This window comes from Pseudomonas sp. 05L36 (assembly GCF_056398125.1).
Genome location: NZ_JBFTOU010000006.1, coordinates 158,851 through 171,296 on the forward strand (window position 1 = coordinate 158,851; position 12,446 = coordinate 171,296).

The 12,446-nt window shown below is 60.5% G+C and carries 10 protein-coding genes; 2 read left to right on the forward strand and 8 right to left on the reverse strand.

Going from position 1 to position 12,446, the window contains the following annotated elements:
- Window positions 1-525, forward strand: a complete 525-nt coding sequence (gene yjgA / locus AC1DKH_RS09185) for a ribosome biogenesis factor YjgA (protein ID WP_056728351.1) — start codon at window positions 1-3, stop codon at window positions 523-525.
- Window positions 526-630: 105 nt separating this feature from the next.
- On the opposite strand, the gene tldD is transcribed toward yjgA, so the two are convergent.
- From tldD to mreB, 8 genes are all read right to left on the reverse strand, one after another.
- Window positions 631-2,073: a metalloprotease TldD gene (tldD, locus tag AC1DKH_RS09190; RefSeq protein ID WP_218429285.1), complete on the reverse strand. Its 1,443-nt coding sequence runs from the start codon at window positions 2,071-2,073 to the stop codon at window positions 631-633.
- A gap of 12 nt (window positions 2,074-2,085) precedes the next feature.
- Window positions 2,086-2,940, reverse strand: coding sequence for a carbon-nitrogen hydrolase family protein (locus AC1DKH_RS09195; protein WP_477753408.1), 855 nt, complete (start codon window positions 2,938-2,940; stop codon window positions 2,086-2,088).
- Between the two features lie 162 nt (window positions 2,941-3,102).
- Window positions 3,103-6,906 (reverse strand): YhdP family protein, encoded by a 3,804-nt coding sequence (locus AC1DKH_RS09200; protein WP_477798000.1) that lies wholly within the window; start codon window positions 6,904-6,906, stop codon window positions 3,103-3,105.
- Between the two features lie 75 nt (window positions 6,907-6,981).
- On the reverse strand, window positions 6,982-8,439 hold the full coding sequence (gene rng / locus AC1DKH_RS09205; protein ID WP_007970246.1) for a ribonuclease G: 1,458 nt from the start codon (window positions 8,437-8,439) through the stop codon (window positions 6,982-6,984).
- 57 nt (window positions 8,440-8,496) lie between these two features.
- On the reverse strand, window positions 8,497-9,093 hold the full coding sequence (locus tag AC1DKH_RS09210) for a Maf family protein (protein WP_477753406.1): 597 nt from the start codon (window positions 9,091-9,093) through the stop codon (window positions 8,497-8,499).
- Between the two features lie 32 nt (window positions 9,094-9,125).
- Window positions 9,126-9,617: a rod shape-determining protein MreD gene (gene mreD, locus AC1DKH_RS09215; protein WP_007970244.1), complete on the reverse strand. Its 492-nt coding sequence runs from the start codon at window positions 9,615-9,617 to the stop codon at window positions 9,126-9,128.
- Entirely contained in the window at window positions 9,617-10,753 is a 1,137-nt protein-coding gene (mreC, locus tag AC1DKH_RS09220) for a rod shape-determining protein MreC (RefSeq protein ID WP_477798050.1), read from the reverse strand. Before mreC ends, mreD begins: the two co-directional genes overlap by 1 nt.
- Before the next feature lie 143 nt (window positions 10,754-10,896).
- A complete protein-coding gene (mreB, locus tag AC1DKH_RS09225) occupies window positions 10,897-11,934 on the reverse strand; it encodes a rod shape-determining protein MreB (RefSeq protein WP_002555108.1) in 1,038 nt (345 codons plus the stop codon).
- Between the two features lie 210 nt (window positions 11,935-12,144).
- Here mreB and gatC point away from each other — a divergent pair, with 210 nt between their 5' ends.
- Window positions 12,145-12,432, forward strand: a complete 288-nt coding sequence (gene gatC / locus AC1DKH_RS09230) for an Asp-tRNA(Asn)/Glu-tRNA(Gln) amidotransferase subunit GatC (protein ID WP_007901429.1) — start codon at window positions 12,145-12,147, stop codon at window positions 12,430-12,432.
- Window positions 12,433-12,446: the final 14 nt, after the last annotated feature.

Here is a 12,446-nt window from a genome sequence, read left to right on the forward strand (position 1 = left end):
ATGGTTGATTCTTACGACGACTCCCTCGATACGGGAGAAAAAAGCAAATCCCAGGTTAAACGCGAGCTGCATGCTCTGGTTGACCTTGGCGAGCGCCTTACAACACTCAAGCCTGACTTGCTGGCAAAACTGCCCTTGACCGACGGAATGCGTCGGGCTCTGGCCGATGCGCCCAAGCACACCGCGAACATCGCGCGTAAACGGCACCTTCAGTTCATCGGCAAACTGATGCGCGATCAGGACACTGCCGCCATTCTGGTTCTGCTCGATCAACTCGATGCCTCCACCCGTCAATACAACGAACGCTTCCATAACCTGGAGCGCTGGCGCGATCGTCTGATCGCCGGCGACGATGCCGTTCTGGAGAAATTCGTCGTCGACTACCCGGACGCGGACCGCCAGCAATTGCGTTCCCTGATCCGTCAGGCCCAGCATGAGGTTGCGCAAAACAAGCCTCCTGCTTCCAGCCGTAAAATCTTCAAGTACATCCGTGAGCTGGACGAGACTCAACGCGGTCTGCGTTAATTCTCCGAAGCTCTTGTAGGAGCTGCCGAAGGCTGCGATCTTTTGATCATTAAAAAAGGCAAAGATCGCAGCCTTCGGCAGCTCCTACAGGAGATGTCCCTATCCTTATGCGCCCGTGCCACCCACGGTGATCGCATCAATCTTCAGCGTTGGCTGGCCGACACCCACCGGCACCGATTGCCCATCCTTGCCACACGTGCCCACACCGCTGTCCAGCGACAGGTCATTACCGACCATCGACACCTTGCTCATGGCTTCCGGCCCGTTGCCGATCAGAGTCGCGCCCTTGACCGGAGCGGTGATCTTGCCGTCCTCGATCAGGTACGCCTCGCTGGTGGAGAACACGAACTTGCCGCTGGTGATGTCCACCTGACCACCACCCAGGTTGGCGCAGTAGATGCCGCGCTTCACCGAGGCGATGATTTCCGCCGGGTCGCTTTCGCCGGCGAGCATGTAGGTGTTGGTCATGCGCGGCATCGGCAGGTGCGCGTAGGATTCGCGACGGCCGTTACCGGTACGCGCCACGCCCATCAGGCGCGCGTTGAGCTTGTCCTGCATGTAGCCTTTGAGTACGCCGTTTTCGATCAGCGTGGTGCACTCGGTCGGCGTGCCTTCGTCGTCGACGCTCAACGAGCCGCGGCGACCGGCCAGGGTGCCGTCATCGACAATGGTGCACAGCTTCGATGCGACCATCTCGCCCATGCGCCCGCTATAAGCCGAGCTGCCCTTGCGGTTGAAGTCGCCTTCCAGGCCATGACCGACGGCTTCATGCAGCAGCACACCCGACCAGCCGGAACCGAGCACCACCGGCAAGGTACCGGCCGGTGCCGGGATGGCTTCAAGGTTGACCAGTGCCTGACGCAACGCTTCACGGGCATAGCCCATGGCGCGGTCTTCGCCAAGAAAATAACGGTAATCGGTCCGTCCGCCACCGCCATGACCGCCGCGCTCGCGGCGACCGTTCTGCTCGACGATCACGCTGACGTTGAAGCGCACCAACGGCCGCACATCCGCCGCCAGACCGCCATCGGTGGAAGCCACCAGAATCCGCTCCCAGACACCGGCCATGCTCACGGTGACTTGCTGGATGCGTGGGTCGAGGGCGCGGGTCGCGGCGTCGACTCGCTTGAGCAAATCGACTTTCTCGGCACGGGTCAGCACTTCCAGGGGATTGTCCGGCGCATACAACTGCGCGACGTCCTGGCTGGTGAACGCCTGTACGGTGCCGTGCTGCCCGGCCCGGGAAATCGAACGGGCGGCACGCGCCGCCGCGCCCAGGGCTTCAAGAGTAATGGCATTGCTGTAGGCAAAACCGGTTTTTTCACCCGATTGCGCGCGCACGCCGACACCCTGGTCAAGGTTGAAGCTGCCTTCCTTGACGATGCCGTCTTCCAGCGCCCAGGACTCGGAGATCTGCCCCTGGAAATACAGGTCGGCGGCATCGATGCCTGGCCCGGCCAAGTCGCCGAGCACGCCTTGCAGGCTCTCGATCGTGACGCCACCGGGCGCCAGCAGGTGTTCACTGACTGAGGACAACAACTCGCTCATATGCTTTACGCCTTAAATTCGTCGTTCTGATGCAGGTCGCTGGGCGCCCTGCGAGAAAAATCGCCGGTGACTGGACACCGGCATCCGCGCCCGGATGGACGCCTGTTCATTGCTGTCGCGTTCGGCCAGCAGCACGGCCTCGCCTTGATCCTGTTGCGCCAGTACCCGGCCCCATGGGTCGATGATGGCGGCATGGCCAAAGGTTTCCCGCGGCCCCGGATGCGTCCCGCCCTGGGCCGCGGCGAGCACATAACATTGCGTCTCGATGGCTCGCGCACGTATCAGCACATCCCAATGCGCCGCGCCGGTCACCGCGGTGAAGGCCGAAGGGGCGGTAATCAGTTCCGCGCCGGCCGCGCGCAATTCGCTGTATAACTCGGGAAAGCGCAGGTCATAGCAGACCGTCAGGCCAACCCGGCCGACCGGTGTGTCCGCCACAACCACTCCGTTGCCATAAGCATAGTCATCGGATTCACGATAACGGCCACGATTGTCCGCCACGTCCACATCGAACAGGTGCAGCTTGTCGTAGCGTGCCACCGTATCGCCCTGGTCATCGACCAGCAATGAACAGGCATGGGCTTTCGCCGTCGGCTGATCCACCGGCGGCAACGGCAACGTGCCGGCCACAATCCATAACTTGAGGTCGCGTGCGGTCTGTTTCAACCAGGGCAGGATCGGGCCTTCGCCCAAGGCTTCGGCGCGCCCGATGTCGGCAACGTCGCGCCGGCCCATGGCGGCGAAGTTTTCCGGCAATACCGCGAGCTTCGCGCCACCGGCGGCCGCTTGCTCGAGCAGTCGACGGGCCTGGGCCAGATTAGCCAGCACATCGCTCTGGCTGACCATTTGAATCACCGCTACAGACATGGCCCTTTCCTTGATTGAAATCAACGCATAACCGTAGGAGCCGCCGCAGGCTGCGATCTTTTGATTTTGCTTCTGAAAAACAAGATCAAAAGATCGCAGCCTGCGGCAGCTCCTACAGGGGAGTTACGGCCATGCTACTCCATAGGTCCGAAGGATGGCTTTTCAAAAAGCCTTGTCGAAGGTGATTTTCGGTTCTTTCCACGGCCCTTGGACCGTGTACTTCACACTGGCGAAACGGGAGACGCGGTCACCGATCAGCTTGTCGATCAGGAATAGCGCTCCGCCGACCGCGGGTGCACCGACGATCAGTGCGGCAATCGGAAGGTTATTGGTCACCGGCAAGGTCACCATCAGTTTCGCATCGATCTGATCGGCCACCATGTTCAGGGTGCCGTCGAGTTCGATGGTGCTCGAAGGGCCCGTCAGCCGGATCGGCTCACGGGTGACATACACCCCATTGGTCCCAACCAGCAGCCCCTTGACCCGGTCATAACTCAGACCTTTGCCGAACAGGTCGGAGAAGTCCAGGCGCAGGCGCCGGCCGATGGAGTTGAAGTTGAGCAAACCAAATACCCGCAGCGCCTGGGCACTGCCTTCGACCTCGACGAACTGGCCCTGATTGAGCGTCGCATCGAGCGAGCCGGAGAATCGTTTGGTCGCCACCCAGGCCGGCGATCCGGGCCAGCGGCCATCGACATCCATATAAAAGTCCCGGCTGGTGACGCTTGGCGCAAACCCCCAGCCCTTGAGTACATCGGCGAGGTTCTTGCCGCTGATGCGTCCCTTGTACCAGCTGTTGCTGGCGCCAGGCGCGCCTTCCCAGCCACCGCTGCCCACCAACAGCATGCCCTTGAGGCCCAGGTCCAGCGAGTTGAACACGATGCCCTTGGGCGTAGGACGAATCTTCAGCGACCAGCCCCCCACCAGATCCTGGCCCTGGAATAACTGATTGATGGTGATGTCCATCGCGGGGATTTTCGTCGGGTCCACCGACGCCAACGGATCCGGCGAGTTTTCATCGGCCAGCACGGCCGGGTCCGGTGCCGGCAGACGCACGGTTTGCAGATTGATCATGATCGGCGTGGCCTTCGAATCAGGAAGGTTCGCGCTGCCCTTGATTTGCTGGCTGTCGAGTTGCAGCGCCCAGGCGGAAGGCTTGCGCGCCAGCTGAATCGAGGCCTGGTCGAGCGTGGTGCCGATACCGCTGAGCTTGTCCACCTTGAAATCCGCGCCGCTGAGCAATTGCTTCGCGCTGCCGCCGGGGTCCTGTCCGGCGTATTTATCCACCAGATCCTTCCACGGGCCAACGTCCAGCTCCGACAACACACCCTTTATCCGCAGGCCTTTGGTGCCAGGCAACACGGCCTCGCCGCCACCGAGGAACAATTCCCCGCGACCGTCGGCGAAATTGCTGGCCGGGGCGGCAAACGTGAAACTCGCCAGGTCCGCGTAGTTGACCCAATAGCGCCGTTCGTCACCCTGCAAGGTCATACGGAACGTCGTGTCGCGCCCGGCATCGGCAGCCATGCCGAACGGCGCAGGCAAATCGACGGCCACGCCCTTGAGATTGGAATTGACCAGCAATTGGCTGTCGGCGCCATTCAGGGTCAGTTGCAGTTGATAAGGGATCACGCCACTCACCGGCAGAGGCTGGGTCACCTTCAGCCAGTCGGTCAGTTTCCTGACCTCGACCTGGCCCGACGCGGTCACCCGGGTATTAAGCTTACCCGGGCTGCCGTCGGCAAAAATCTGTGCGGTGACCGGCTTGTCGAACGCCCGTGCGCCGATGTTCTGCCCGCTCAGGCCTTTGGCACTGTCGAAACGGAAATCACCTTTGAGTTGGGTCAGCTCCAGCACAGGTTCAGCCAGTTTCAAGCGTGCCTTGGCGGTCTTGAAATCGACGAGGATCTTCGGCTCCTCGCCTTTCGCCAGCGGAATATCCAGCTTCAAGTTGCCTTGCAGATCACCCTCGCCTTCCCACCCGGCAAAGGTTGCCCCGGTACCGATCGGCGCGTCCTGGAGGATTTTCAGGCCATCGCCCAAACCGCCGGTAAACCCGCCATCGAGGAACAAATGAACGTTCTGCCCGGCAGGCACATGGGGAATGTTGACGTAGATATCGCTGACCTGCGTGTCGAGCAACTGGCCCTTGCTGGCCAGAATCCGCACGCCGCTGTCTTCGACAAACACATCGCCGCTGACCTTGCTGACATGGGGCCAGCCCGGCTGGAAGGCCAGTTCGGCATCGTGAACCTTGAAGAACAGGCTGATGCTGCGATCGACGTCCGCGGCACCATGGCTGAGCGACCCTTGATACTGGAAGAAGCCTTGGTCCACCGCGCCCTTGAGAATCGCCGTGCGCAGCCATTCATCCAGCGCCGGGCTGAGGACTGCCGGCAAGTACTTGGCGGTGTAGCGACCGTCACCATCCACCATGCCGACCCGCAGGTCCATGTAGTCTTCCTGGGTGTGATCGAAGTGCAGGCGAATCAGGAAGTCGCCGGCGATCTTGCCTTCCTCGCCCAGCACCTTCAGGTACGGCGCGATCAGGGTGAAACCTTCTTTATCGAGTTTCCAGGTCAGCCGCGCATTGGCCTGAATGTACTGCCATGGCTTGGCGAAAATCGGGTCCAGATGCAGCATGAAATCCTTGCTGTCCATACGCAATTCGCCGCGCCCCAGGTCACCACTGATGCTGCCGCTGACATTTCGCGCCGCCGGCGCACCGTGATAGGCATCGAAGCCTACCTGGTCGAGGTTGGCGGCAAAGCCGAACTTGCTGTCGTCTGTGGCATTGGGGCGGAGGTCGACCAGCACGTTACGCAGGCTGCCCGTAACTTTGAGCCGCTCGACGACCGTGGCAAGACCTTCTGGCAACGGCGCCAGCGCGTTGAGCAGCGGGGTCAGCGGAGTGAGATCGACCCGGTCGGCTTGCAGGCGCCAGAGCTCTTCGGTTTTATCAGTGGCCGCGTTTTGCTTGAGTTGCAAATGCGTTTCCCAGCGGGTCTCGCCAAGGTTCATCGCCAGGGAATCGAAAGTCACTGACGCGCCTTCGGCACTGCGCTGGAAGTAGCCGTTCAGGGCCAGATTGTTGATCTGGATCTGCTTGCGCTCGGCGTAGGCACCCTTGAGTTGTGGTGCATTCAAACGGACCGCAGCACTTTGCAGGGCACCTTTGCCCCAGGTCAGCCAAAGCTCGCCGCCGGCTTTGATCTCAGAGAAACTCCACTCTTGGGTCACTCGCTCGGGCAACCATTTAGACCAGTCGCTTTGCGGCAGGCTTAGATAGACCTCGGCTTCACCGTCCTGCCATTGACTGGCTCGAATGCGGGTGCGCAGACTCATGGTCACCGGCTGCCCGTCGGGCAGGGTCAGGCGGGCGTCGAGTCGCTGCCGCGACGCCCCGGTTTTCAGATTCAGGCCGACATAAGTCAGGGTCAGCGGCGACTGCGCAAACGGCTGCAAGGTCACCTGGCTGTCGAGCACCGACAGTTGCTGGATCATCTGCATGCGATTGAGCAGCTGTTCCGGATCGGTTGGCTGGTCCTGCTGTACCGGCAAACCTTCCAGCGCCCATTGACCGTCGTTACCCTCCTTGACGCTGATCTTCAGGCCGCTGAGCTCCAGATGAGCGATGCGTACCTGACGTGCCAGCAGGCTGGCCCAAAGGTCCGGCACCGCGCGCACCTGATCCAGGTGCAAGGCATTGACGCCCTCGCCGACCGTCACGTCGTGCGCCATCAGTATGGGGGCGAATCCACTCCAGTTGCCTTCGAGCTCGCCGATCTGCAACGGCATGCCCAAGGCATCGCTGGCTTTGGTTTCGATGTCGGCACGGTACTCGGCGACTAACGGCGTCAGCTCCCGGCCCAGGCTGACGTAGAGCGCCATCAACACCAAAACCAACGCGCACAGGCCCAGACCCCAGCGGGTCAGTGCGGCCAAAATGCGTGTCAGACGGTCCATGTCAGGTGGCCCCCATGGCAAAAGTTTTGCAAAAAGCTGAGGCCAGCCATTCTCGAACAATCAAAACGATACGCTTCAGAGCAGCACCACGTCGTATTGTTCCTGGGAATACATGGTTTCGACCTGAAAGCGGATGGTGCGCCCGATAAACCCCTCCAGTTCGGCGACGTTGCCCGACTCTTCGTCGAGCAGGCGGTCCACCACTTTCTGGTTTGCCAATACACGATAGCCTTCCGCCTGATAGGCGCGTGCTTCACGCAGGATTTCGCGGAAGATTTCGTAGCAAACGGTTTCCGGGGTTTTGAGCTTGCCGCGCCCCTGACAGGCGTTGCACGGCTCGCACAACACTTGTTCAAGGCTTTCGCGGGTGCGCTTGCGGGTCATCTGCACCAGGCCCAGTTCGGTGATACCGATGATGTTGGTTTTGGCGTGATCGCGCTCCAGTTGCTTTTCGAGCGTGCGCAACACCTGGCGCTGGTGTTCTTCATCTTCCATGTCGATGAAGTCGATGATGATGATTCCGCCGAGGTTACGCAGGCGCAATTGACGAGCGATGGCTGTCGCGGCTTCGAGGTTGGTCTTGAAGATGGTTTCTTCGAGGTTGCGATGGCCGACGAACGCCCCGGTGTTGACGTCGATGGTGCTCATGGCTTCAGCCGGGTCGACCACCAGATAACCGCCGGACTTGAGCGGGACCTTGCGCTCGAGAGCCTTCTGGATTTCGTCTTCGACGCCATACAGGTCAAAAATCGGCCGCTCGCCCGGGTAATGCTCCAGACGGTCGGCAATCTCGGGCATCAATTCGGCGACGAATTGCGTGGTTTTCTGGAAGGTTTCCCGGGAGTCGATGCGGATCTTCTCGATTTTCGGGCTCACCAGATCACGCAGGGTACGCAGCGCCAGACCGAGGTCTTCGTAGATCACGCTGGGCGCGCTGATGGTTTTGATCTGGGCGCTGATCTGGTCCCAAAGCCTTCGCAGGTAGCGGATGTCCATGAGGATTTCATCGGCGCCGGCGCCTTCGGCTGCCGTGCGCAGAATGAAACCGCCGGCTTCCTTGATCCCTTCCTTGGCCACGCAATCAGTGACCACTTGCTTGAGTCGCTCGCGCTCGGCCTCGTCTTCGATCTTCAGGGAAATGCCGACATGGGCCGTGCGTGGCATGTACACCAGGTAACGCGAAGGGATCGACAGCTGAGTGGTCAGGCGTGCGCCCTTGGAACCGATCGGGTCCTTGGTCACTTGCACCACCAGGCTCTGGCCTTCGTGCACCAGTGCACTGATGCTCTCGACCGCCGGACCTTCGCGCAGGGAAATTTCCGACGCATGAATGAATGCGGCACGATCCAGGCCGATATCGACGAATGCCGCCTGCATCCCCGGCAATACCCGCACGACTTTGCCTTTATAGATGTTGCCGACGATCCCGCGCTTTTGCGTACGCTCGACGTGGACCTCTTGCAGGACACCGTTTTCGACCACCGCCACGCGCGACTCCATCGGCGTGATGTTGATCAGGATCTCTTCACTCATGGCAGGGTCTCGTTCAGGCATGTTCACGATAATGGCCGCATCTGTTCAGGACGACGCTTAAAGCGCGTTCCGGGGTTGCCAACAGGGTATGCCGAAATGGCCGAGCAGTTCCGCGGTTTCGCAAAGCGGTAGTCCGACCACCGCTGAATAACTTCCATTGAGCCCGGCGACAAACACCGCACCCAGTCCTTGAATGCCATAACCGCCCGCCTTGTCCCGCGGTTCGCCGCTGGCCCAGTAGGCCGCGGCTTCATCGCGACTGATAGCACGAAATCGCACCCGACTGGTGACAACCCGGGACTCGCAACGTTCGCCATCGAGCACTGCAATCGCGGTCAGGACCTCATGCTCACACCCTGACAACATCATCAGCATGGCGCACGCATCCGCTTCATCAACCGGTTTGCCGAGAATTTTTCCATCGAGCACCACGGCGGTATCGGCGCCGAGCACGCAGAACGGTTCTTCAGACACGACGCCGCCGCACCCGGCTTCGGCCTTGCCGCGCGCCAGACGCTCGACATAGGCCGATGGGGATTCTTTGAGTACAGGGGTTTCATCGATGTCCGCACTGACGGCGGAGAACGGAACGCCGATCTGCGTGAGCAATTCACGCCGACGCGGCGAGCCAGAGGCGAGGTACAACCGTTTCATCAAGACCTCTCCCTGTCCAATGCCTGAGCGAATTAATTGATTTTGTAGCGTCGACGCAATCCGCGCAAACCGAAACTGATCCAGGGCCAGAGCAATGCACTGACCAGTGCCGGCAGTACCAGCGCCAGCGTCGGTTGACGATTGCCGGTCAAGGCACTGAGCCATAGTTGTACAAGCTGGGCGAGGCCGAAGATCACCAGGATCACCAGGCTCTGCTGCCACATCGGGAACATCCGCAGACGTTGCTGCAGCGCCAGTACCAGGTAGGTGATGAGCGTCAGGATCAAGGCATTCTGACCCAGCAAGGTACCGTAGAGCACGTCTTCAGCCAGCCCCAGGCAAAACGCCGTCACCATCCCGACGGTCTGCGGCAGGTTCAACGCCCAGAATGCCAGCAACAAGGCCAGCCACAGCGGGCGCAGGATTTCCATGAATTGCGGCAGAGGTGAAACGCTCAGCAGCAGACCGACGGCAAATGTCAGCCAGACTATCCAGCCGTTTCGGGATGCTTTTACACCGCCCATTATTCTCTCCCCACTGGAGTGGCCGGCACGGAGACTGGCGGTTTGGCGGCAGGTTTCGCGGCAGCGGGTTGCGCCGCCGGCGGTTTAGCCGCCGCAGGATGCGTGGCCGCAGGTTTGGCTGGCGTGGTGGCTGGCGTGGTGGCTGGCTTGACTGGCGCAGTGGCCGCGGGCGCCACCGTAGCAGGAGCTACCGGTGCAGCGGGGGCTACAGGGTTGACCAGTTTCGGAACTGTCGCCGGAATGATCGGGCCACCACCCTGTGCATCCAGGCTTTCCTGAGCCTGGGCGGCATCGTTGGCGCGCTCTTCAGCCGTACGGTTGTCGCTGAACACCAGCAGCAGGTAACGGCTACGGTTCAAGGCGGCGGTCGGAATGGCGCGGACAATGGCAAACGGCTGGCCGGAATCGTGAATCACTTCCTTGACCGTCGCCACTGGATAACCTGCTGGGAAACGCTGACCGAGGCCGGAGCTGACCAGCAAATCGCCTTCCTTGATGTCGGCGGTATCGGCCACATGCCGCAATTCGAGACGTTCCGGGTTGCCGGTGCCGCTGGCAATCGCCCGCAACCCGTTGCGGTTCACCTGCACCGGGATGCTGTGGGTGGTATCGGTCAGCAGCAAGACGCGGGAGGTGTAGGGCATCAACTCGACCACCTGGCCCATCAGGCCACGGGCATCGAGTACCGGCTGACCGAGGACCACGCCGTCGCGCTCACCTTTATTGATGATGATGCGATGGGTGAACGGGTTGGGGTCCATACCGATCAACTCGGCCACTTCGACCTTCTCGTTGACCAGTGCCGAAGAGTTGAGCAACTCGCGCAGCCGAACGTTCTGCTCGGTCAGGGAGGCAAGCTTCTGCATGCGCCCCTGCAACAGCAGGTTTTCGCTTTTGAGTTTTTCGTTTTCGGCGACGAGTTCGGTCCGGCTGCCAAACTGACTGGCGATACCTTCCCACAGTCGTCCAGGCAGGTCAGTGATCCAGTAGGCGTCCATCAGCACCAGCGACATCTGGCTGCGTGCAGGCTTGAGCAGACTGAAACGGGCATCGACCACCATCAGCGCGACCGATAGCACGACAAGCACCAACAGGCGCACGCCCAGTGAAGGGCCCTTGGTGAAAAGCGGTTTAATAAGCCGCTCCTCCCAGGCAAATGTTCTGTTTATTCATACGGCAGCAATCCGGCCAGGATGCAAAGTGACAGAAGATAAACGCGAACAGGCAGCACTGCAAAGTGCCGCCTGCGCGCTCAACAGCATAGAGGCAATCCGGCGACTTATTCGCTGGAAAGCAGGTCCATGGTGTGTTTATCCATCATTTCCAATGCACGGCCACCGCCGCGAGCAACGCAGGTCAGCGGGTCTTCGGCAACGATCACCGGCAGACCGGTTTCCTGGGCCAGCAATTTGTCCAGGTCACGCAGCAAGGCGCCACCACCGGTCAGTACCAGGCCACGCTCGGCGATGTCGGAAGCCAGTTCCGGAGGCGATTGCTCCAGGGCGCTTTTCACGGCCTGAACGATAGTGGCCAGGGACTCTTGCAGAGCTTCCAGCACTTCGTTGGAGTTCAGGGTGAATGCGCGCGGAACGCCTTCGGCCAGGTTACGGCCACGAACATCGACTTCGCGAACTTCGCCGCCCGGGTAGGCCGTACCGATTTCCTGTTTGATGCGCTCGGCGGTGGATTCGCCGATCAGGCTGCCGTAGTTGCGACGCACATAGGTGATGATCGCTTCGTCGAAGCGGTCGCCGCCAACACGCACGGATTCGGCGTAAACCACACCGTTCAGGGAGATCAGCGCGATTTCGGTGGTACCGCCACCGATATCCACGACCATCGAACCGCGAGCTTCTTCAACCGGCAGGCCGGCACCGATCGCAGCGGCCATTGGCTCTTCGATCAGGAACACTTCACGGGCACCGGCGCCAAGGGCCGATTCACGGATGGCACGACGCTCAACCTGGGTGGATTTGCACGGAACGCAGATCAACACGCGAGGGCTAGGCTGCAGGAAGCTGTTTTCGTGAACCTTGTTGATGAAGTACTGCAGCATTTTTTCGCAAACGCTGAAGTCGGCGATCACACCGTCCTTCATCGGACGAATGGCAGCAATGTTGCCCGGCGTACGGCCGAGCATGCGCTTGGCTTCGGTGCCGACAGCAACGACACTTTTCTGGTTACCGTGTGTCCGAATGGCCACAACGGAGGGCTCATTCAGGACGATACCGCGCTCGCGCACGTAAATAAGGGTGTTGGCAGTGCCCAGGTCAATGGAAAGATCGCTGGAAAACATGCCACGCAGTTTCTTGAACATGGGAAAGGGACCCTAGGCAACGCGTGGGTAAAAAAGTGCGGCAAACTCTAACAACGACAGGGATTTTGGGCAAGGCGCCAATATGTTAAATTGGCCGCTTTTCTGTGCACCAAGCCCCACAATCGCGGCCTTGAGACCGTAGAAATGCGGTAGTGTTCCGACAATCTAACACACGGACGCCGTCCGTTCTGTTTTCCACTGGAGAATCCCATGGCGCTTGAACGCTCCGACGTGGAAAAAATCGCTCATTTGGCCTGCCTTGGCCTCAATGATGCCGATCTTCCACACATCACTTCGGCCCTGAACAGCATTCTCGGGCTGGTCGACGAAATGCAAGCGGTCAATACCGACGGTATCGAACCGCTGGCCCACCCACTGGAAGCCAGCCAGCGCCTGCGTGCAGACGTCGTGACCGAGACCAATCACCGCGAGGCCTACCAGTCCATCGCACCAGCGGTCGAAAACGGCCTGTACCTGGTTCCGAAAGTCATCGACTAAAGGGAAAGAGCCTG